At 56.2% G+C, this 21,549-nt stretch carries 19 protein-coding genes; 9 read left to right on the top strand and 10 right to left on the bottom strand.

Annotation, left to right across the window (positions count from 1 at the left end):
* Positions 1-11: 11 nt before the first annotated feature.
* Positions 12-554, top strand: a complete 543-nt coding sequence (locus tag ABD76_RS28820; RefSeq protein WP_197260288.1) for a helix-turn-helix transcriptional regulator — start codon at positions 12-14, stop codon at positions 552-554.
* A 41-nt stretch (positions 555-595) separates the two neighbouring features.
* Here the strand turns inward: ABD76_RS28820 and ABD76_RS28815 are convergent, their stop codons facing one another.
* The gene (locus ABD76_RS28815) at positions 596-1,141 is read right to left on the bottom strand and encodes a DUF309 domain-containing protein (RefSeq protein ID WP_197260287.1); all 546 of its coding nucleotides are present in this window, start codon (positions 1,139-1,141) and stop codon (positions 596-598) included.
* 217 nt (positions 1,142-1,358) lie between these two features.
* Here ABD76_RS28815 and ABD76_RS28810 point away from each other — a divergent pair, with 217 nt between their 5' ends.
* The 7 genes from ABD76_RS28810 (at position 1,359) to ABD76_RS28780 (ending at position 6,570) form a co-directional block, all read left to right on the top strand.
* Positions 1,359-1,796, top strand: coding sequence for a hypothetical protein (locus ABD76_RS28810; protein WP_197260286.1), 438 nt, complete (start codon positions 1,359-1,361; stop codon positions 1,794-1,796).
* On the top strand, positions 1,797-2,087 hold the full coding sequence (locus tag ABD76_RS28805) for a YxcD family protein (protein WP_168179359.1): 291 nt from the start codon (positions 1,797-1,799) through the stop codon (positions 2,085-2,087).
* 263 nt (positions 2,088-2,350) lie between these two features.
* Positions 2,351-2,584: a hypothetical protein gene (locus ABD76_RS28800; RefSeq protein WP_006675416.1), complete on the top strand. Its 234-nt coding sequence runs from the start codon at positions 2,351-2,353 to the stop codon at positions 2,582-2,584.
* Positions 2,585-2,822: 238 nt separating this feature from the next.
* Positions 2,823-3,524, top strand: a complete 702-nt coding sequence (locus tag ABD76_RS28795) for a response regulator transcription factor (protein ID WP_197260285.1) — start codon at positions 2,823-2,825, stop codon at positions 3,522-3,524.
* A 134-nt stretch (positions 3,525-3,658) separates the two neighbouring features.
* Complete coding sequence (locus tag ABD76_RS28790; RefSeq protein ID WP_197260284.1) at positions 3,659-4,522, top strand: class I SAM-dependent methyltransferase; 864 nt, start codon at positions 3,659-3,661, stop codon at positions 4,520-4,522.
* A complete protein-coding gene (locus ABD76_RS28785; protein WP_197260283.1) occupies positions 4,519-5,217 on the top strand; it encodes an RluA family pseudouridine synthase in 699 nt (232 codons plus the stop codon). Before ABD76_RS28790 ends, ABD76_RS28785 begins: the two co-directional genes overlap by 4 nt.
* A gap of 36 nt (positions 5,218-5,253) precedes the next feature.
* Complete coding sequence (locus ABD76_RS28780; protein WP_197260282.1) at positions 5,254-6,570, top strand: CapA family protein; 1,317 nt, start codon at positions 5,254-5,256, stop codon at positions 6,568-6,570.
* A gap of 26 nt (positions 6,571-6,596) precedes the next feature.
* Here ABD76_RS28780 and ABD76_RS28775 read toward each other — a convergent pair whose 3' ends face one another.
* Positions 6,597-7,055: a MarR family winged helix-turn-helix transcriptional regulator gene (locus ABD76_RS28775; RefSeq protein ID WP_197260281.1), complete on the bottom strand. Its 459-nt coding sequence runs from the start codon at positions 7,053-7,055 to the stop codon at positions 6,597-6,599.
* A gap of 245 nt (positions 7,056-7,300) precedes the next feature.
* Here ABD76_RS28775 and ABD76_RS28770 point away from each other — a divergent pair, with 245 nt between their 5' ends.
* Positions 7,301-7,471 (top strand): hypothetical protein, encoded by a 171-nt coding sequence (locus ABD76_RS28770; RefSeq protein WP_197260316.1) that lies wholly within the window; start codon positions 7,301-7,303, stop codon positions 7,469-7,471.
* Here the strand turns inward: ABD76_RS28770 and gyrA are convergent.
* From gyrA to ABD76_RS28730, 8 genes are all read right to left on the bottom strand, one after another.
* Positions 7,468-9,915, bottom strand: a complete 2,448-nt coding sequence (gene gyrA / locus ABD76_RS28765) for a DNA gyrase subunit A (RefSeq protein ID WP_197260280.1) — start codon at positions 9,913-9,915, stop codon at positions 7,468-7,470. The two genes, ABD76_RS28770 and gyrA, sit on opposite strands and share 4 nt — an antisense overlap.
* A gap of 15 nt (positions 9,916-9,930) precedes the next feature.
* Entirely contained in the window at positions 9,931-11,922 is a 1,992-nt protein-coding gene (gene parE / locus ABD76_RS28760) for a DNA topoisomerase IV subunit B (RefSeq protein WP_197260279.1), read from the bottom strand.
* 183 nt (positions 11,923-12,105) lie between these two features.
* On the bottom strand, positions 12,106-13,095 hold the full coding sequence (locus tag ABD76_RS28755; protein ID WP_197260278.1) for an ABC transporter permease: 990 nt from the start codon (positions 13,093-13,095) through the stop codon (positions 12,106-12,108).
* Positions 13,088-14,053, bottom strand: coding sequence for an ABC transporter ATP-binding protein (locus ABD76_RS28750; protein ID WP_197260277.1), 966 nt, complete (start codon positions 14,051-14,053; stop codon positions 13,088-13,090). Before ABD76_RS28750 ends, ABD76_RS28755 begins: the two co-directional genes overlap by 8 nt.
* Positions 14,054-14,077: 24 nt before the next feature.
* Positions 14,078-14,893, bottom strand: a complete 816-nt coding sequence (locus ABD76_RS28745) for a GDSL-type esterase/lipase family protein (protein ID WP_197260276.1) — start codon at positions 14,891-14,893, stop codon at positions 14,078-14,080.
* 923 nt (positions 14,894-15,816) lie between these two features.
* The gene (locus ABD76_RS28740) at positions 15,817-17,679 is read right to left on the bottom strand and encodes an ABC transporter ATP-binding protein (RefSeq protein ID WP_197260275.1); all 1,863 of its coding nucleotides are present in this window, start codon (positions 17,677-17,679) and stop codon (positions 15,817-15,819) included.
* The gene (locus ABD76_RS28735) at positions 17,676-19,448 is read right to left on the bottom strand and encodes an ABC transporter ATP-binding protein (protein ID WP_197260274.1); all 1,773 of its coding nucleotides are present in this window, start codon (positions 19,446-19,448) and stop codon (positions 17,676-17,678) included. Before ABD76_RS28735 ends, ABD76_RS28740 begins: the two co-directional genes overlap by 4 nt.
* 352 nt (positions 19,449-19,800) lie before the next feature.
* On the bottom strand, positions 19,801-21,549 hold a 1,749-nt coding region (locus ABD76_RS28730; protein WP_197260273.1), incomplete at its 5' end, for a dynamin family protein.

Raw genomic sequence — 21,549 nt, 5'->3', positions numbered from 1 at the left:
GGTTATCCCCCGTGCTTAATACATTATCTTACGGACTACTCGGACTTCTTGCAAGCGAGTCTTGCTCCGGCTATGATCTGATGCTTCGCATCCAGCCGTTCTGGCAGGCGAAGCACAGCCAGATCTACCCGCTGCTGGCCAAGCTGGAACGGGAAGGTTACGTGCAATATGTTCGGATTGAACAGAAGGACAAGCCGGATAAGAAGGTCTATTCGCTGACGGAACAGGGGAAGCAGGCGGTGTTGGACTGGTTGGGCGAGCCGCCGGCGGAGCAGCTGTCCCGCGACGAGCTCAGCCTGAAGGCCAAATGCATCTGGATGATTGACCGCGAACTCGCCATTCCGTTGTTCTTGACGCGCAAGAAGCAGCTCGAGACAAAGATCGCTTACCATGAAAAGCTCCTGCAGCGCATTCCCGAGGAAGAACGGCATGTCCGCTCCAAAAAGTTCGGAAGCTACATTTTGCTGCACCGCGCGATCTCGCTTGCGACGGCCCAGATCGAATGGTGCCGCTGGGTCGTCCGCATGCTGGAAGATGAAGACTCGACCTCCTGAGCCGATGCGGCCTGAGGCGCCTCTCCCGGCGGAACGGGATTCTACGTACGCCCCTGCTCCCGGTTCCGCCCCTTCAGGCGCTGGGCTGCCCTCCGCGCTTCCATGACCGGCTCGCGGTCTCTCAGCTTATGGCGATGAAGAATGCTCTCGTCTTGCTCGCTGCCCGTGCTGCGCCACCGCCAGCCCCGGGCGAGACAACGGGCCTCGCAGAGAGCCGCCAGCTCCGGATCGGCAATGGGGAAGTTCCACTCGGCATATATCCCGTCCGGAGGGCCCCCATGACGATACGCCTCAACCCGCTCCGTCAATTGAGCGATAAGCTCCCTTCCGTCGATCCCAAGCTGCGCCCATGCGACCGACGGGGCGTGCGCCAGCGCGCTGCGCAGCATTTTGCCGGCTCCGGCCAGATTGCCTCTGCGCTCATGGTACAAGCCGACCGCGATCTGAACGAGCGTCAGCCACCAGACTTTGCGTTCAGCCGCTGATTCCGCCTTCCATTGCTCTTCCATAATCTCATGGCATTCGAACCAATCCCTCGTGCCGTGGAATTCCAGCATATATTCGATGTACGCTGTCGGATACTCCATGCGGCTCCCCCTCTCATCTATCCGGTTTCTATCCGGTTTCGGTAATCCCGCGAATCTCGAATGATAAATCGTAAGAAATCCGCCTCAACGGATCGTTTTTTTATGATATACGGCACAGACAATTTCATTGTAGCAAGTTGAATATTTTTTTGAAACCTCTTTCGGGACGGCCCGTATTAGTATCGGGATACATCTATTCTACTGGAGGAGGCAGTTCATGCGTAAATGGATTATCGTTATGATGGCGTTCCTGCTCGTGTTTGCGGTGACAACGCCATCGCTGGTGGATGCCAAGCGGGGGGGATCATTCCGTTCGGGCGTGAAGAAGTATCAACCCGCTCCGAAGAAGGCGGAGACGAACAACCAGGTGAATCGTTCGGACTCGACCGGCAACACCAAGACAACCGGCACGAACACGGCCGGGAACCGCGGATTTTTTAGCGGCGGCAGCTTCATGAAGGGCCTGATGATCGGCGGACTGGCCGGCATGCTGTTCGGCGGATTGTTCGGCAACATGGGCTTCTTCGGAGAAATACTGGGATTGATGGTGAATCTCATGGCGCTCTTCGCCCTGTTCATGCTCGTCGTCATGGTCTTCCGCAAATTCAAGGATCGGCGCAAGCCGCCGCGGCCGGAAAGCGGGCGGTGGAACTAAATGCAGCTTCGCATTAGCATGGATGAGATCGTGAACGCCGTGTGCTTGCACCTGGCGATGCGCAGACAGGTTCAACCGACGGATATTGAAGTCGAGCTCTGTTGGGATGAGGAACACGGATTCACCGCCGAGGTGTGGGTGAACGGCCGTCATCAATATCTGGTCGAGACGAACCTGCTGGAAGCGATCGAGCAATACGTCTACAAGGAATACGGGCAGCGTGCCTTCCGGCACCAGATTCGCCTGGAAGTAGATGATGAGATTTGGGCTCAAGTCGATACCAGCTTATAATTGCGGCGGACAGGGAGGGCGGCCCAAGCTTGCCTTCCCTGCCCCTGGCATCACATTCATACATGTAGGCGGCAGACAGGAAAACGAATACGTTTTTCACGTTTCGCCGTTTTTTTCATCATTTTTCGCCTCCATTTCATGCCTTGGGTAACATTTTTTTCGATTTGTAACAACATTGTCTTATGATTTTAATGTTCATTTAATGTTCCTTTCGTAGAATGACTATAACGGAAATAATCAGAAGTTGAAGGAGGTCCGTTACTATGAAAACTGTTTTTATCGATTTTCAGGAGCGTAAAATTCCCGTGTTTTGCACAAATATATCGCACAAAAATACATTCACGCTGCTAATGGAAGCATTGAACACGAAGGTGCGTACAGGCAAGAAAGCGATCAAGACCTGTCTCGAATCCTTAATCAGCATCGAGATCATCGGGTCGGAGGCGATCCTGCACTCCAAGCGGGAGATGGATTCGCTTGCGCTGTCACTGTATTGAGCCGGACTGGACATGTCCTCAGCCTTGAATCGAATAGGGAACTTCGCCTGAACCTGAACCGCGGCGTCTGTCCTCACATCGGACAGGCGCCGTTTTATGTCGGAAAGCCCCTAGCCAGCCCGGGCCGCGTGCAAGAGGCCGATTTCGTTCACTTCTTCCTATGAAAACGAAGGTATGGATTGTCATCATCTGACAACATTCGCTATAATGGGAAGAAGAGCGGAGGGGATGACCGGTAATGAAGGACGTACGGATATTAATCGTTGATGACGAATGGGAAATCACCGAGCTTATCTCGTTGTATTTGAGGCGCGAAGGGTATCAGGTCTTCGTGGCGGATAACGGATATTCTGCCTTGCACATGGTCAAGGAGACCAATCCGGATCTTATCATTCTCGATATTTTGCTGAAGTCGCTGGATGGCTACGAAGTGTGCAAGGAAATACGGAAAACATCCTCCGTCCCGATCCTGTTTATCAGCTGCAAAAGCGAGGACATGGATATTATTATGGGTCTGACTGTAGGCGGCGATGATTATATCACGAAGCCGTTCAGCCCCGGCCAACTGGTGGCCAGAGTCAAGGCTCACTTGCGCAGAACGCTGCAATCCTGCTCTATCCCGCCTTCACCATCTGCCCACCAATTGCATTATGGCGAACTGGAGATCAATCTGCTCAGCCACGACGTGAAGGTCGGCGGCAGAACCGTCTCGCTGTCTGCGAAGGAATTCGATTTGTTGACCTATCTTGCCAAATCCCCGAACAAAGTATTCAAGCTCGAACAGCTGTATCAGCATATATGGAATTCCGAGAGCTTCGGCGACACGCGCACGTTGATGGTGCACATTAGCAATCTGCGGAAAAAAATCGAGCGCGATCCCGCCCACCCCCGTTATATCGTCACCGTTCGCGGCGTTGGCTACAAGTTTCAATATGAATAAAACCGACGACACTGCCCGTATGGAGCCAATGATGCCCTGCGGGCATGTTTGCATGCGGATTTTCTGGCGCCCGCCGTTCGGTTATAGTACAATAACGCTTAGTGACTGAAGTCAGAAAGGAAGTAGTGCACGATATGTATATGGCAAAAGACTGGCAAGATTACGAAGTCATCGATACCGGGAGCGGCGAGAAATTGGAACGATGGGGCGATGTCATCCTGCGCCGCCCGGATCCGCAAATTATATGGCCTATCGAGCGGGAGGCGAAGCATTGGCACCAGGTTCACGGCCACTACCACCGCAGCTCTTCGGGAGGCGGCAGTTGGGAGATGAAGAAGCCGATTCCGGAACGCTGGTCGATACAGTACCGCGACTTGAAGTTCCATATCCGCCCGACCAACTTCAAGCATACCGGACTTTTCCCGGAGCAAGCGGTGAACTGGGCCTGGATGATGGAGAAAATATCGCAGGCGAACCGCCCGATTAAAGTTCTGAATCTGTTCGCCTACACGGGCGGCGCTACCGTCGCATGCGCTTATGCGGGCGCGGAAGTATGCCATGTGGACGCGGCCAAAGGGATGGTCCAGTGGGCCAAAGAAAATGTGCAGTTGTCCGGCCTCGGTTCCCGGCCGGTTCGCTTCATTACGGATGATGTATTCAAATTCGTACAGCGGGAGGAGCGCCGCGGCAACAAGTACGACGCCATTATCATGGACCCTCCATCCTATGGCAGAGGGCCCGGCGGCGAGACATGGAAGCTGGAGCAGAGCTTGTACCCGTTCCTCGCCTCCTGCATGAAAATCATGTCCGACAACCCGCTGTTCCTGCTTATCAACTCGTATACGACCGGGCTGTCCCCGTCCGTACTGAGCAATTTGCTCAGCATGACGATGAAGAAGCGGTACGGAGGAAAAATTTCTAGCGGCGAGATCGGACTGCCGATCACGCAATCGGGTCTCGTGCTTCCATGCGGCATCCTGGGACGCTGGGAGGCATGAATCCGGTGCCGAACATAGACGTCCTGCATGAAGACAATCATGTCATCGTCGTCGTGAAGCCGCCGAACCTGCTGTCTCAGGCCGATGAGACCGGGGATATGGACATGCTCACGGCGATCAAACAGGATCTGAAGATACGCCACAACAAGCCGGGCAATGTATACCTCGGCCTCGTCCACCGGCTGGATCGCCCCGTAGGCGGCGCGATGGTGTTCGCGAAGACCTCGAAGGCGGCCTCCCGGCTGTCGGATACGGTGCGCAAGCGGGAGCTGGGCAAGGAATATATCGCCGTCGTGCATGGCGTTCCGGCTTCCCCGCAGGGCACCCTGAAGCATACGCTGCTCAAGGATGCCCGGACCAATACGGTCCGCGCCGTGCCGCCCGGCACGGCGGGAGGCAAGGAAGCGGTACTCGACTATGACGTGCTCGGGAGCGCCGAAGGCATGTCGCTTGTCCGGATTGCGCTGCACACCGGGAGACCGCACCAGATTCGCGTCCAGATGAAGCAGTTGGGCTGCCCGCTGTACGGAGATCAAAAATACGGGGCCGAGTTGAATCGGCCGGGCCAGCAGCTCGCGCTATGGTCGCGGCGGTTGACCTTCCCCCATCCGGTTACGAAGACGGAGATGGAGTTCTATTCCGCCCCGCCTCATGAATACCCTTGGACCATATGGAAGGACAGCATCCTTGGCTGATGCTGCCGTGGTCTTAAGGGAAGGGAGTGGCACACGTTGAACAAATATCGATTGAAAGACGGCAAGAGATTCATATACGCCATGGTGGTCATCCTGCTGCTGACCGCCTGCGGCCCCCTCGCCTCCAATCCTCATGCGCATCAGGGCCAGGCAGCCGCGCTGGAGGCCGGAGAGGAGCAACAGGCGGACCCGGATACCGCCGGGGAAGCGGTGCCGGTGTCGACAGACGAGATTTACGCCGCGGCGGAAGCCGAAGAGCCCCCTGCTGAAGCCGAACCGTATACGCTGAGCGGCAGGCTCCTGGCCGTGGGCGATATTATGATGCACTCGCCGCAGTTCCCGGCTTATTTGAATCCGAAGACCGGCAAATATGATTTCCGCGGGTTCTTCACGAACGTGAAGCCGATTTTGCATGAAGCCGACTGGTGCTGGGCGAACCTGGAGACCCCCTTGCTCGGGAGCGAGAAAGTGTATACCGGCTATCCGATGTTCAATGCGCCGCCGGAGCTGGCCGACGCGTTGAAGGACGCCGGCTTCAACATCGTCACCGCCGCGAACAATCATACATTGGACCGGCGGGAGCGCGGGGCGCTGCGAACGAGAGAGGTGCTGCAGGATCGCGGATTCGTCACGAAGGGCATCTCGGCTTCCCTTTGGGAATCCAAGCAGCCGACATTGATGGAGAAGAACGGGATATCGATGGGGGTTCTTGCTTATACATACGGGACGAACGGAATCCCGCTTCCCAAGGATAAGCCGTACCTCGTCTCCCTAATTGACGAAAAGCGCATGATCGAGGATATTCGGAAGACCCGCTCGGCGGGAGCCGATGTCGTGGTCATCGCCCTGCACTTCGGCACCGAGTACGAGCCCAATCCGAATAAGGAACAAGTCCGGCTGGCGCGCAAGCTCGTCCAAGCCGGAGCGGACATCATTCTTGGCTCGCACCCGCATGTGCTTCAGCCTTATGAGCAGTTGACCGTAAAGGATAAGCACGGCCAGACCCGGGATGGACTTATTATTTATTCTTTGGGTAACTTTATATCGAATCAACGGGGAGACGGCACGGATGTCGGTGTTATCTTCGGCGTCACGATCGAAAAGCATATGCCGGAAGGAACCATCGAGCTGAAGGATATATCGGCGGAGCCGACCTGGGTGTACATTAACGGGCCGCATGAAAAGCGAAAATATAGCGTCATTCCGTTATCCACGGTCTTAAAGGATAAGACGGATACACGGTTCACCAAGCGGCAGCGGCAGCAGATGTCCAACATGAAGCAGCGGGCGGCCAGCCACATCGCCTCCATGTCCGAAGTGCCGGTGCTGCTTCAGGCACTGCCGGCCCGCTAACGATAACGGCCCCGGCATCACGAGGATTAACGCTTCGTCCCGGCCGCTACCGCCTCCGCATCGGGTGCGGGGGCGGCCGGCTTGTTCGCCAGCTTGCCCAGCAACAAAATGAGCAGCTGCTGATTATGGGTGGAGATCCGATGCAGCGTATCATTCCAATATGCTTCTCGAATCTCGATGCCGCGCCGCATCTCTTGTTCTCCGAACGGGGTAGCCTGAATCCACACGATTCGCCGATCGGACGAGTCTCGTTCACGCATAATGAGCGCGTTCTTCTCCATCCGATCGAGCAATGTCGTAATCGCTGCCGGAGTCGTCGCCAGGTGCGGCAGCAGATCGGAAGGCTTCACCTTGCCGTACTCCGCCACCAGTTCAAGCACGACGAGCTGGCTTTCCGTCAGACTGGGCGCCAGCGCCTCATCCATTACTCCCTTGTAATCCTTCGACAACTTCGACCATAGCTTGGCAAATTCGGTTGCATGCATGTCCTCTGCTTCCCCCTTTTCTCCGTGCCGAGTTCAATTACGCGAATATCCGATTCCCAAAAACAAGTAAATTATACCACATGATCCACGCGCGGTCATCATTTCAGCCACGCTCCCGTACATGGTTCCCCTTTCCCGCGCGGCTCCGGGGCCGGATCCGGCACGCCGCGAGCCCGGTGCGCATAAGATAAAGCATAGGCGAATGTCCCGATTGATTCCATACCGAGCAGCGAGGAGGAATGCTGATGAAGTTCACCGACGACGAGCTTATCCACAAGGCCGTGAAGGCCGGGTTCCTGCAGCAAGACCCGCAGTGGGTCGACCGGCTCGATGAACCGGTGCCCCTGCGGGTCCTGTTAGAATGGATAATCCGAATGCATGATGATCTGCATCCTCCGCACAAACCGTTTGATTAATCGCCGCGCGGGCCGATCACGACCGCCGCTGCAATCTCTTCCCCTTTTTCCATAGGCACGAGAGAGCGGCCTTGCGCCTTCCGGTCCATCAATGGCGCTTGTTCGGTCAGCAGCGTATGGGCCTGTCCCGCATCGGTAATGAACGTAATCGGATAGGCGGTCTTGCTGAAGAAGGCGCCGATCAGGCGGGTTCCGTTCGGTTTCACGCGCTTGCCCTCCTTGAACTCGAAGGTGGCGATCCCTTTGCCGCCGCGTCCTTGGGTCGGATAGTCGAGCAGCAGCGAACGCTTGCCCCATCCAAGATCCGACATGACCGTAATTTCTCCTTCGTCTCCCATGACTTGAAGCGCCGCGGCGACATCATCGTCTTCCTTCAGTTGAATGCCGCGCACGCCGCCGGCGGCCCGTCCCATCAGGCTGACCTCTTCTTCGGCGAAGCGGATCGACATCCCGAGCTTCGTCACGAGCATAAGATCATGCGAGCCGTCGCTCGGCAGTACCGTCAGCACTTCGTCGGCGCTCGCTACCTTGCATGCCGCGATAGCCCCGGAACGGTTCGTCTCATACTCCTTGAGCAAGGTGCGCTTCACCTGGCCGCGCTTGGTGACGAACAGCAAGGAGGAGTGCTCGTCGGCGAACGATTTGACCGGAATAACGCTGACGATGCGATCTTCCTTCCCGATCGGAATCACATTCACGATCGCCGTGCCATTGTCCTTCCATTTGAATTCGGGCAGCAGATGAACCGGCAGGGAAAAGTATTGCCCCCGCTGCGTGAACAGCAGCAGCCGATCCAGCGTATTGACCTCGAACACATGGCGGATATAGTCGCCTTCCTTCACGCCGGAGCCTTCCCATTCCCCGCCCGAACGGGTGAATGAGAGCAGGCTCGTCCGCTTGATGTAGCCTTCGTTCGATAAGGTCACGATGACATCCTCGGCATTGACGATCACTTCCAGGTTGACCTTAATCTCCTCAACCTCGCCCTGAATGACCGACCGTCTGTCGATGCCGTATTTATTGCGAATCTCGTTCAGTTCCTTCTTAATCACGGAGAGCAGCTTGCGCTCATTGTCCAGTATCGCGCGGAACTCCGTAATTTTTTTCCGGATGTCGTCAAGCTCCTTCGTCAGGGCCGTCAGCTCCAGATTGGTCAGACGATATAATTGCAGCGTCAGGATGGCATCGGCTTGCCGCTCCGTAAAGCCGTACTTGTCCATCAGATTGGCTTGCGCATCCTGACGGTTCTTGGAGCCCTTGATCGTCGCAATGACATCGTCCAAAATATCCAATGCTTTGACCAAGCCTTCCAGCACATGGGCCCGGTCCTCCAGTTTGTTCAGATCGTAACGGGTACGATTCGTAACGACTTCCTTCTGATGGCTGATGTACTGCTCCAGCATCGGCTTGAGGCCGAGCTGCTGCGGCGCCTTGTTCACGATCGCGACCATATTGAAGTTGTAGACGATCTGGAGATCCGTCTTTTTCAGCAAATAATTCAGAATTCCGTTCGCATCCGCATCCTTCTTCAGCTCGACGACGATACGCAGGCCGTCGCGGCCGCTCTCGTCCCGAACCTCCGCAATGCCGTCCACCTTCTTCTCCAGCCGGATGTTCTCCATGGAGGTGACGAGCCGCGCTTTGACGACTTGATACGGAATCTCGGTAATGACGATCTGCTGCTTGCCGCCGCGGATATCCTCGATCTCCGTCTTCGCCCGAATGTAAATCCGGCCCCGGCCGGTCCGATACGCATCGCGAATGCCGTCTTCCCCCATAATAATCCCGCCGGTCGGGAAATCCGGCCCATGCACGATCTGCATCAGATCGTCCAGTTCCATCGCCGGCTTGTCGATCAGCGCGGTGCAAGCATCGATGATCTCGCGCAAATTGTGGGTAGGAATCTCGGTTGCGAAGCCGGAAGAAATCCCGCTGACCCCGTTCACAAGCAGGTTCGGAAAACGCGCGGGCAGAACGGAAGGCTCCTTATCCGTATTATCGAAATTCGGACGGAACTGGACCGTATCCTTCTCAATATCTCTCAGCAGCTCCATCGCAATCGAAGACAGCCGCGCTTCCGTATACCGCATCGCCGCTGCCGGATCGTCATCCTGCGATCCCCAGTTGCCGTGGCCGTCCACGAGCACATGCCCCATCTTCCAGGGCTGGGCCATGCGCACCATCCCGTCATAAATCGACGCATCCCCGTGAGGATGGTAGTTCCCCATGACGTCCCCGACGGTCTTCGCCGACTTGCGGTACGGCTTGTCCGGCGTATTGCCGGATTCATACATCGCATACAGAATGCGGCGCTGGACCGGCTTGAGGCCGTCCCTGACATCGGGAATCGCACGATCCTGGATTATATATTTGGAGTACCGGCCGAACCGGTCGCCGACAACATCTTCCAGAAACGCTGGTTTGAATTGTTCCGATACGCTCATCAGTTTCTCACCTTTCTATTCCTCGAACTCCGCAAAATCCACATTCTCCACGATCCAGCGCTTGCGCGGCTCCACCTTGTCGCCCATCAGCGTCGACACTCTGCGTTCCGCCTTGGCCGCATCCTCGATGCGAACCTGCAGCAGCGTGCGGGTCTCCGGATCCATCGTCGTCTCCCAGAGCTGCTCCGGATTCATTTCCCCGAGCCCCTTGTACCGCTGAATCTCGGCGCTCGATCCGTACTGCTTCATATAGTTGCTTAGCTGTTCATCGGACCAGGCGTAGCGTACCGACACATGCTTGCCCTTTTTATGCGTAATTTTATATAAAGGAGGCTGCGCAATGTACACCTTGCCTTGATCGATCAGCGGCTTCATATAACGGTAGAAGAACGTCAGCAGCAGCACCTGAATGTGCGCGCCGTCGGTATCGGCATCGGTCATGATAATGATCTTGGCGTAGTTGCTCTCTTCCGCCTCGAATTCCGTGCCGATGCCCGCTCCGATCGCGTGAATGATCGTGCGGTACTCGTCATTCTTCAAAATGTCGGCCAGCTTGGCTTTTTCCGGATTCAACGGCTTGCCCTTGAGCGGCAAAATCGCCTGAAAGCGCGAATCCCTGCCCTGCTTCGCCGATCCGCCCGCCGAGTCCCCTTCGACGATGAAGAGCTCATTGCGCGTATAATCCTTCGATTGGGCCGGCGTCAGCTTCCCGTTCAGGTTCGAGCTTTCGCTGCGCTTCTTGCCGCTGCGCACATCTTCTCTCGCCTTGCGGGCCGCCTCACGCGCCTTGGAGGCCTGGATCGCCTTTTTGACGAGCATCTGGGCAACCTGCGGATTTTCCTCCAGAAAGATGCTCATATGCTCGGACACGACCGTATCGACCGCGCTTCGCGCAGACGCGCTGCCCAGTTGATCCTTCGTCTGCCCGACGAACTCGACATCCGACATTTTCACGTTGATGACGGCCATCATGCCTTCGCGCAGGTCGTTGCCGTCGAGATTTTTGTCCTTCTCCTTCAGCAGGTTGTTCTTGCGCGCGTATTCATTCATCACGCGCGTGTAGGCGGTCTTGAAGCCCGTTTCGTGGGTGCCTCCGCCGCGCGTCGGAATCGAGTTGACGAACGAAGCGATCGTCTCCGTATAGCCGTCATTATACTGGAGCGCGACCTCTACTTCCGTATCGTCTTTCTCTGCCGCGAAATGAACGACTTCACTCAACACATTCTTGCCTTCATTTAAAAAGCGGACAAATTCGCTTGCCCCGCCTTCATAGTAGAAGGTATCCTCCTTGCCGGTGCGCTCGTCCTTCAGCGTGACCTTCAGGCCAGAATTGAGGAAAGCGATCTCCTGCAGCCGCTCCGCCAGATTGTCATAGCTCAAATGAATGTTGCCATGGAACACTTTGGCATCCGGCTTGAAGGTCACCTTCGTGCCGGTCTTGTTCGTATTTCCGATAATCTCGAGACCGGTTACCGGTTCCCCGACATGCTCCGTTCCGTTTTCATCCGTCCACGATTCGAAGCGCTGTCTATGAATATGCCCGTCCCGGAAAATCTCCACCTCGAGCCACTCCGAGAGCGCGTTCGTTACCGAAGCGCCGACTCCGTGCAAGCCGCCTGATTTCTTATAGCCCGCGCCGCCGAACTTGCCCCCTGCGTGCAGCACCGTATAGACGACCTGCGGCGTCGGTACGCCTGTCTTATGCATGCCTGTCGGGATGCCGCGCCCGTTGTCACGGACCGTCACCGACTGGTCCTTATGAATCGTTACATCGATCTGAGAACAGAACTTGGCCAAATGCTCGTCCACGGCATTGTCCACAATCTCCCATACCAGATGATGCAGACCCGAGGAACTCGTACTGCCTATGTACATGCCCGGCCGCTTGCGAACCGCGACAAGCCCTTCCAGGACCTGTATATCGTCCGCTCCATATTCCCCGTTCCGGTTCTCCGATGCTCCCTCGTTGCCCGGCAGCTGTTTGAACAAATCGATTTGCTCGACCATTCCAGCTCCTCCTTCAATCCTTCATTCAAATGTATCTGTCATAATCAAAAGAAAATCTGTCGCACCCGTAGGAAAGGAGAACACTCCCACCATGTATATCGTCCGGATGCAAACAGATGTTTCGCATTCTTGATAAGTTTGTCCGAAAATCTATACGAACAAGGAAACAAGTACTTGTATATTCTAATTCAATATATCCTGTTTCGTAAAGACGCGGAATGCGACAATCAATCCGGCGGCTCCCCATACCGTTAATACGGCAAGGGAGAAAGGAAGCGTCATCCCTTCCACGGGAGCCGGGGTTCCCGCCAAATAATCCGTCAGCTTCAGGTTAATCATGAATAAATATTTCGATGTCGGCCAGGAAGAGGCCATATTGTATAGAATCGATCCGGCGATCAAGGTGGCCATCAGTGTCACGATGCTGGCTGCCGTACTGCGGACAAGCACCGAAATCATGAAGCCGAGCGCGGCGACGACAATGCTCGAGAACCAGACAAGTCCGAGCTGCATCAGCATATAGAGCCAGGAAGGCACCGTATGCACCGCCTCGAAATTGACATCCGTTCCGCTCAAAGAAAAACCGGTGAAAATCGGGTAGGTCCAGCCGCCGTAACCGAAGACGAGCCCGGAGATAAGATAGGACAGCACCGCTGTCAACAATACGATGATGCCGGTGAACATCATGAGCACAATCCATTTGCTGAGCAGCACCTTCCAGCGCCGGATCGGCCGGGTGAGCAGCATCTTGATCGTGCCCGTCGAACGTTCGGAGGACACGATGTCGCTCGCGATCGCCATGACAAGCAGCGGAATGAACAGCGTGACGGCATTGTCCAAAAAGGTACGGGTAAAGGTAACCCCGTTCGGGTCGCTCGGATTGATATTGTGATCGAGATTATATTGAAGCTGCTGCAGGACGATGCGCCGGTACTTCTTCCATTCCTCCGGCACCCGGTCGCTGCCGAGCGAGTTCTGAATGTCCGTAATCCGCTGCTGCAGCTCCAGACGCCAGTCTTGCTGGAATTTTTCGCGGTTGTTTTCCGCAATTTTCATTTGTGCGTAGGTGAAGACCGGAATAATGATGATAAGGATAAGCAGGATGACATAGAAGCGTTTCTTCCTCAACACTTTGATCGTCTCGTTCTGAATCAAAGGCAACAGGCTACTCAATGCGTTCCCCCTCCGTTATCTCCAAAAATAGCTGTTCCAGGGTCGGCATGATGCGTTGAATTCCTTCGACTTCAATACCCGCATCCAGCAAGCTTCGGTTCAGCCCCGCAATCCGATCCGGTGCCGTCTCCGTCAAAATCGCGTCCTCAGGCAGCCCGACAAGCGCCGCCGCGTCGATGACGCCTTCTTCCCGGGTGTAGAAGCGGACCGCTCCGCTGCGCTCCAGAACCTCCCGCGCCTTGGCGGCCGGATGCGCCTGCCAGATAACGAACTGATTCCTGCCGGTCAGCAGCCGCTCGACATCATCGACAGCCAGCACCTTCCCGCGGCTAATAATCGCGACGCGATCACACATCAGTTGAATCTCGCTCAGCAAATGGCTGGAGACGAACACGGCCATGCCGCTGTCGGCCAGCTCGCGAATGAAGGCGCGCAGCTCCTTGATGCCGAGCGGATCGAGCCCGTTCGTCGGCTCATCCAGAATAAGCAGCTTCGGCCGCCCGAGCAGCGCCTGCGCGATACCCAGGCGCTGACGCATGCCGAGAGAATAAGTTTTGACCCGGTCATGGATCCGGTTCGACAGGCCGACGATGTCGACGACCTCCTGAATACGTTCGGATCCCAGTTCCGGCATCATGCGGGCGAAATGTTCTAAATTTTCCCATCCGGTCAAAAAGTTATACATCTCGGGGTTCTCGACGATCGATCCGACATAGCGCAGGGCCCGCTCCGGCTCGCGGTTCACATCGAATCCGCATACTTGAATGCGCCCCGATGTCGGCTTAATGAGATCGACCAGCATGCGAATCGTCGTCGTCTTGCCCGACCCGTTCGGGCCGAGAAAGCCAAAGATTTCTCCTGCCCGCACATCGAAAGTGACATCGTTAATGATGGATTTGCGGCCGATTCGCTTCACGACTTGCTGCACCGACAGTACGATGGATGAATCCATGCTCATAAGCTTCCTCCTCTCACGCGCTCCTTACCGGATGCTCTGGACGATGCGCTCGGCGATCGCCTGATAGCCTTCCCCGTTCGGGTGAAAATGATCCGAAGACAAATAACTTCCGATATTCTGCTGGAACAAGTCGGACGTCGGCACGAGCAGCATGTTCTCGTCCTGGTTAATGATGCGGAACGCCTCATCATTCCATTTCTGCACGACTGTATTCCCGATCTGCCTCATTTCCTTCAGATCCGCGAACGGATTGTACAGCCCGACATAGACGATAAGCGCATCCTTATTCCAACGGCGAATGCCCTCCAAAATCCGCTTCAGATCGGCCGTCCCCTTCTCCGTCTTCGCCAGCAGCGCACGCTCATCCATCGCGGATGGACTCATCTGCTCACTCTGGGCGCTCTGGAACAGATCATTGCCGCCAATGGTGAGCAGAATGACATTCGCCTTCTTCAGCACATACCCGATGCTCTCCTGCTCGACGCGTTCGGCTAACTGCTCCGCCCTCAAGCCGTTAATCCCCATATTATTAAGCAGCGTGACCGGTTTATCCGTACCTTCCTTCAGCAATGACACCGTCCGGCGCACATAGCCCTCGCCCGTGCCGTCACCGGTGCCTCTCGTCAGCGAATCGCCAAGCGACGCAATCAGCAGTTCCTTCGAACGGCTCGTCTCCTCTATTGGAGGCAGCTTCATCTCCGGCTTATCCGTGAACGGCACGGACGCCGGCCGCAAAATATCCGCTACCCCGAAGCCAAAACCGATGACGAGCAGAACCGTAGACAAACATCCGAATATAACAATCCAGCTCCATAACTGCGAGATCGGTCTGCGCTGCATATCCATCCTCCCTCAACATCATTGCCCGGGCAACCGGAACTGTCTCTAAATATGGCCGACTTGCTGCGTATACTGCCATACGACTGACAATACATACTATATTTTATTAGAATACCTGTTCGCGTACCGATTTGCAAACGAGCCCTCTCCCCGATCTGAAATAAAAAAGCCCTCTGGGACAAGCGGGCTCGTTCATTGACTCCCAAGTCGCAACAAGAGAGCCGCCGGCATTCTCCCAGCCTTTGACTGCTCTTTTCATCATTCTCCCTTTCAGTCAGGTTCATTTCGCAGTCATACCGGTCCATTCTCTTTTGCATACTCTCCCATCTCGTCAGGAGAGGTTGTCTTCCATTGGCGCGCTCCCCCTTCAGTCAGGCCACTTTGTTCTCCTTGATGCGCTCTCCCTTCTAATCAGGCCGTTCTACCTCTTTGATCCGCGGACCCGCGCTGCCTTCGCGTCACGCTACTCGGCCCGCTATTGGCCCTATCCCTTTTGTTCAGGCTCGCCCCGATGTGCCGCCTGCATGTCCTTTGCATACTATCCCTTTCAATCAGGCAGCGCATGGTAGTCGTCTCCATCTACATGGTTGAGATCCTTCAATGTCTTAATGAGGAATAATTATGAACTCTTCCATCCTACACCACTACTTTTTCTCGACTGGCGTAATCATAGACAGCAATATTGAACATGGGAATAAAAATACCGTGTGATAACCGGCATTCTGAGCGATAGGGAGAGTATGTATAAGGGGTTAACACAGACTCAATCACCTGCCTCCTGAATGGAGGGGAGAGTGCTTGTAAGCGGCTCATTGCTACCCTTCTTCGATGTCGCACCAAAAAAGCTCCACTCGCGGAACCTCCCCGATCCGCAGTGCGCGGTTCAGGTCGATCCCGAACGAATGGAGCCATCTTCATTCCGCTTACATATATTTGTATTGGGCGGCGACAAGGCCGTAGTACGTTCCTTGCTTCGCCATCAGTTCTTGATGCGTGCCCTGCTCCTGAATCACCCCGTGATCCAGCACGATGATGTTATCGCAGTGGCGAATCGTCGACAGCCGGTGGGCAATGATGAACGAAGTCCGGCCCTGCAGCAGCGTTTTCAGCGCCTCCTGGATTTTCAGCTCGGTCTCGGTGTCAATGCTCGCCGTCGCCTCGTCCAGAATGAGAATGCGCGGATTCGCCAGCAGCGCCCGAGCGAACGAGAGCAATTGCCGCTGTCCCATGGAGAGCAGATTGCCCCGCTCCTGCACCTCGGTATCATACCCGTCCTTCAGGTTGACGATGAAGTCATGCGCGAATACCGCCTTGGCGGCCGCCTCGACTTCCGCATCCGTCGCATCTAACCGTCCGAAGCGGATGTTGTCGCGAATCGTGCCCGAGAAGATAAATGTATCCTGCAGCACGATGCCGATCTGGGAGCGGAGACTTTCCAGCGTCACATCCCGAATATCGATGCCGTCTACGAGCACGCGGCCTTCCGTCGGATCGTAGAACCGGCTGAGCAGGCTGATGATGGTGCTTTTCCCGGAGCCGGTATGGCCGACGAGGGCAATCGATTGGCCCGCTTTGGCGGACAGGGAGATGTTGCGCAACGCCGGGCGGCCCTTCTCGTATTCGAACACGATGTTTTCGAAGCTCACGTCGCCGCGCACTTCCGGCATCGTGCGCGCATGCTCCTTCTCCGCGATGGTCGGGCGCTCATCCATGAATTCGAAGATGCGCTCCGACGAAGCCATCGCAATCAGCATTTGCGAATACATCTGGCCGAGCCGGTTAATCGGTTCCCAGAAGTTCCCGATATACTGGGCAAAAGCGAACAGAACCCCTACCGTAATGGCCTCGGTCTGTACGAGATGCGAACCGAGCATGAACAGGATGAACGCTCCGATCGCACTCGTAATCTCGATGACGGGGCCGAACGTTTGGTTCATGGCGGACGCCCGATCCCATGATTTCTTGTTGACTTGGTTCATGTGCTCGAAATATTCCATGTTCGCTTGCTCTTGCGCGTACGCCTGCGTTACCCGGATGCCTTGAATCGCTTCGTTCAAGTGAGAGTTGATCCGCGACTGCTTGATGCGCACATCCTGCCAGGCGAAACGGATCTTTTTGCGCAGCTTGGTCGAGATCAGGAACATAATCGGAACGGTAATCATGACCGCTACCGCCAGCTGCACGTTCAGGAACAGCAAAATGATGATGATCCCGAGCAGCTGCAAGCAGTCTACGAGCGTATTGACGGCGCCGTTCGTGAACAGATCCTGCAGCGAGTTGACATCGTTCGTGATGCGAACGAGCACGGAACCTGCCGGACGCTTGTCGTAGAAATGAAATGACAGCTTCTGAATATGCTTGAACAGGTCGGCCCGCAGATCGTAAATGATCCGCTGTCCGATCACGTTCATGAACTTGATGCGGAACGCGTTGGCCGCCCACTGCACGAGGTACAGGCCGAATACCGTTCCGGCGATAATATAGAGCAGCCGTGTCGAAGGATCCCCGACCGCCGGCTGTATCGCATGGTCAATCGCGTAGCTGATAAGGAACGGAATCGCCAGCTTCGTAATGGTGCCCAGCACCATCATGACGATGAGCACTGGGAGCAATTGCTTGCGGTATGGCTTCATATAGACGAGCAAGCGGCGCATCTGGGCCCAGTTGAACGGCTTTTCGATGATCTCGTCATCCTGATAGACGAACCGGGAGCGCGTCTGTGATGGATCCTGCGAATTGTCCCGCCCTTTTCGGCCGGCGGCAGCCGCTTCGTTCATCGCGCTCATGCTCTCACCTGCTCTCTCATGCCTGCCGCAGCGCCCTGCAGCTGGTCTGCATATTGAGTATGATAGATATCCTGATACGTGCCCGGCACCTGAATCAGCTCGTCATGCGTGCCCCGTTGAATAATCTCGCCCTTGTCGAGGACGATAATCTCGTCCGCATGACGCAAAGACGAAATGCGGTGGGCAATGATGAAGACCGTCCGCCCTTTCATCACTTCTTGGAAGCCGGCCTGAATCTCATGCTCCGTCTCCATGTCGACGGCGCTGGTCGCGTCATCGAGAATAAGAATTTTCGGATCCTTCAACAACGCCCGTGCGATCGCGATCCGCTGCTTCTGACCTCCGGAGAGCCCGAGTCCGCGTTCCCCGACAATTGTATCGTAGCCGAGCGGGAGCTCCATGATGAAGTCATGCGCCTTGGACAGCTTGGCAACCCGAATTACCTCCTCCATCGTGACGTCATCGCGCCCATAGGCAATATTATTATAGATGGAAGATGAGAACAGGAACGTCTCCTGGAATACGGTCGCCATCTGGCTCCGCAGGCTCTGAATATCCAGATTGCGGATATCCTGTCCATCCAACAAAATGCTGCCCTGCTTTACGTCATACGCCCGCATCAGCAGCTGGATAATCGTCGTCTTGCCGGAACCGGTTCCCCCGAGCAGTCCGATGACCTTGCCTGGCTCCGCATCGATCGTCACATTGCGGATAGCGTCGACATCGCCTTCATAACGGAAGGTAACGTCGTTGAACTGGACGTGGCCTTTGACCTGGCTGTCATCGAGCACAATCGCATCCTTCCGGTTCTGAACGTCTATCGGCGTGTCCAGCAGCTCCAGCACCCGTTCTCCCGACGCCTTCGACTGCGTATAGTTGTTGATGTGGAAGCCAACGCCCCACATTGGCCCGATAATGTACCAGATCATGCTGAAGAATGATACCAGTTCGCCCAGTGACATTGAACCGTTGATAACCTTCGTTCCCCCAACCGCGATGAGGAGGACGATACAGAAGCAGGCCAGCATTTCCATTAACGGAAAATAGCGTCCCCACAAGGTCGATGCATAGATTTGGTTTGCCTTGTACGCTTCGTTCCGATCGGAGAACTTGTCAACTTCATGGTTCTCGCGCGCGAACGATTTGACGGTGCGCACGCCGGTAATGTTCTCCTGGACCGCCGTCGTCAATTGGCTGAACGCAATCCGCATTTCCCGGAATGCCGGATGAATCTTCGATTCGAAACGAAAGGCGACAAAAACGAGCAGCGGAATGGAGACAAGAGTAGTTAGCGTTAACCCCCAATCGATCGAGAACATCATCGCGGCGCCGAATACCACCATCAGCACCATGTTCAGTATCTGGGCGAACCCGAACCCGATGAAGTTGCGAATCGCTTCCAAATCGGCGGTCAGGCGAGACATGAGGTCGCCCGTTCTTGCTTTGTCATAATACCGGAATGATAAAAATTGCAGCTTGCGGTAGCAGGCGCCTCTCATTTCATAGGCCACATGATTCCCCAGGCGTCCGCCAAAAAATCCGTGCAGAAATTGCAAAGTGCCTTTGATACTGACAACGACAACTACCGTTATTGCCAGCCAAGGCACCGATTCGAACCGCTTTTTTGCTATCACGTCGTCGATGAGGATGCGCAGCAGATTGGGATAAACCAATCCGAGCGCCGTCGCAACAATCAAGCAAAACACCGATGCGAACAGCAGGCCTCGTTTGGGCCAGTAGAACGAGCCGAGCTGTTTGAAGACGTTCATCGGACTTCTCCTCCCCTAAAGTGTCTTTCGTGGTGGCTGCTCAAATCACCTGTCCCCGCCGACGCGGCACACCGGAACGAATCGGAAGGCACACATTTTGAACGCGCACTCATTAGATGTATTGCAGTTTATCATCGGCCCCATTCAACGGCAAAACGGCAATTCGCTCATAATTCCGGGTATGACTTCCTATTTCGGGAATTCAGAGAACGAATCCGATGATCTCTTTTAAATCATCGGATTTCCTTCGATCCTAGCCGCTACAGACGCAATAACGCTTACCCCGTTCATACGTGGTAAGCGTTATCTTCGAATCGATGCCTTTTTGATATAGAAAGCCGTTCAACTCATCTCAGTTCAATGTGTCCCGCACCGCCTCGATCGCTTCGCGCAGCGGCTCGGCGTCATAATCCGTCCGCGATGCCTCGTCCAGACGCTCGGCATGAGCGCGAAGCGCATCCTCCCATTGCCCGCGCAGCAGCCGGACGGTCCGGCTCATCTGCTGCAGCGCATGCTCCGCGAAGGCGTCGCGATGGTCGCGTACGGATAATTGAATCGCTTGCGACGCTTTTTCTTCAAGCGCCTGACGCAGCTCCTCGCGGCCTCCTCCTTCGAAGAAGGCCTTGGCGCTACGGAAATAAGCGCGCAGCCAACGGACCGACACGTCCGCCGGTTCGGCCGGCTCCTGCACTTCCGGGGTCGGCCATGATTCCAGCGGTTCCGCCGCCAAAGCGAAGCCTGGCAGCCGCTGCTCGCAATAGTCGAGCAGACGCGCACGCTGTTCCTGAAGGATTCGCTTCGCCGTCTGCTCCAATCGAAGCGATGTCGCGTACAGCTCATTGGACAATTCCTTGCGGAACAGGCGCAGCCATTCGCGATAGCACCGCTCCAGCGCGGCGTCGCCGCCGCGGGCATCCTGGCGCAGGGAGGCCGGATTGAACGCGTACGCGAAGCTGTCGTTGAACCGGTACAGCATCCGCTGTCGAACGTGGTACAGCAGTTCGTCGGCTTCCTGCTCCAGCCGGGCGCGCTCGTCGGCATGCAGCCATTCGCGGGCGCGCGCCTCGCATTCGGCCGCCGCCTGCCGGACATGCTCCGCTTGACGCGCCCGCTCCGATGCGTCCGCATGAGCGGCATCCCACATCGCCTGCAGCTGCGACAGCACCCGGCGCAGCTCCTGGCGGGATACTTCCGCGCTCAGGCCAGCCAGATCCTCCGAGGCGAAGCGCAGGAACCGCTCCTCGAAGGCGGCAAGGCCGGAAGCTTGCCACTCCGCCCCGTTGCCCGAGAGCCGGGCTTCCAGCCCCCGCAAGCTCGAGACCGGGAACAAGCGCGGACGGCGGATGCCGAATTCCGTCAGCCGGCCCGACACGTAGCTTACTACCCCTTCCAGCTCCTCCTCGGATGCCGCCAGATCCGCAGCGTTGACGAGGAAGAACATCTTATCCAGCTCGAAGGCGTCCTTCACGCGGCCGAGCTGGGTCAGGAACTGGCGATCCGCTTGAGAGAAGGCATGGTTGTAATAGGTCACGAACAGGATGATATCCGCATTTTTCATATAATTGAAGGTGACGCCGGTATGGCGGGCATTGATGGAGTCTGCGCCCGGCGTATCGACGAGCACGAACCCTTCCCGAGTCAGCGGGCTGTCCAGATACAGATCGATCCGCTCGACGAAAGCGGATTTCCATTCATCCTTAACGTAGGCGCGGTACTCCTCCCAGCCGACATCGAGCGCCGCCCCAAGATGCGGGCGCGCGTCATCATACCCCCGCTTGACCGCCTGAATGAAGCTGTAGTGCGGACGCCCGGTCGGGTGGAGCGTCTCCGGCGAATGCCGGTCCAGCGCCTTCAGCACCTGATCCATGTTCATAGCGGCAGCCCCGCGCTCGCCCATGCTCTCCAGCGCGAAGCGGACATCGTCGAGCAGCTTCGCCGCGCTCTTCATCGTAATGCGGGCCGTGCCATGCGGATGCTCCACCGTCGGCGCCGCGATCGTATTAATGGCAGCCGTCGTCGGATTCGGCGAGACCGGAAGCGCGTCCTGGCCCATCAGGGCGTTGGCGAACGACGATTTCCCGGCGCTGAATGCCCCGAACAA

This window comes from Paenibacillus dendritiformis, assembly GCF_015845845.1.
Classification (GTDB): Bacteria; Bacillota; Bacilli; order Paenibacillales; family Paenibacillaceae; genus Paenibacillus_B; species Paenibacillus_B dendritiformis_C.
This window is presented reverse-complemented; position numbering and strand designations above follow the sequence as displayed.

What these genes read in the sequence shown, in the direction of transcription:
- ABD76_RS28815 (WP_197260287.1), bottom strand. Translation starts at nt 1,141, where the DNA reads ATGGAGTATCCGACAGCGTACATCGAATATATGCTGGAATTCCACGGC.
- ABD76_RS28800 (WP_006675416.1), top strand. Translation starts at nt 2,351, where the DNA reads ATGAAAACTGTTTTTATCGATTTTCAGGAGCGTAAAATTCCCGTGTTT.
- ABD76_RS28785 (WP_197260283.1), top strand. Translation starts at nt 4,519, where the DNA reads ATGAATCCGGTGCCGAACATAGACGTCCTGCATGAAGACAATCATGTC.
- ABD76_RS28745 (WP_197260276.1), bottom strand. Translation starts at nt 14,893, where the DNA reads ATGCAGCGCAGACCGATCTCGCAGTTATGGAGCTGGATTGTTATATTC.
- gyrA (WP_197260280.1), bottom strand. Translation starts at nt 9,915, where the DNA reads ATGAGCGTATCGGAACAATTCAAACCAGCGTTTCTGGAAGATGTTGTC.
- ABD76_RS28775 (WP_197260281.1), bottom strand. Translation starts at nt 7,055, where the DNA reads ATGCATGCAACCGAATTTGCCAAGCTATGGTCGAAGTTGTCGAAGGAT.
- ABD76_RS28795 (WP_197260285.1), top strand. Translation starts at nt 2,823, where the DNA reads ATGAAGGACGTACGGATATTAATCGTTGATGACGAATGGGAAATCACC.
- ABD76_RS28735 (WP_197260274.1), bottom strand. Translation starts at nt 19,448, where the DNA reads ATGAACGTCTTCAAACAGCTCGGCTCGTTCTACTGGCCCAAACGAGGC.
- ABD76_RS28790 (WP_197260284.1), top strand. Translation starts at nt 3,659, where the DNA reads ATGTATATGGCAAAAGACTGGCAAGATTACGAAGTCATCGATACCGGG.
- ABD76_RS28750 (WP_197260277.1), bottom strand. Translation starts at nt 14,053, where the DNA reads ATGAGCATGGATTCATCCATCGTACTGTCGGTGCAGCAAGTCGTGAAG.
- parE (WP_197260279.1), bottom strand. Translation starts at nt 11,922, where the DNA reads ATGGTCGAGCAAATCGATTTGTTCAAACAGCTGCCGGGCAACGAGGGA.
- ABD76_RS28810 (WP_197260286.1), top strand. Translation starts at nt 1,359, where the DNA reads ATGCGTAAATGGATTATCGTTATGATGGCGTTCCTGCTCGTGTTTGCG.
- ABD76_RS28740 (WP_197260275.1), bottom strand. Translation starts at nt 17,679, where the DNA reads ATGAGCGCGATGAACGAAGCGGCTGCCGCCGGCCGAAAAGGGCGGGAC.
- ABD76_RS28770 (WP_197260316.1), top strand. Translation starts at nt 7,301, where the DNA reads ATGAAGTTCACCGACGACGAGCTTATCCACAAGGCCGTGAAGGCCGGG.
- ABD76_RS28805 (WP_168179359.1), top strand. Translation starts at nt 1,797, where the DNA reads ATGCAGCTTCGCATTAGCATGGATGAGATCGTGAACGCCGTGTGCTTG.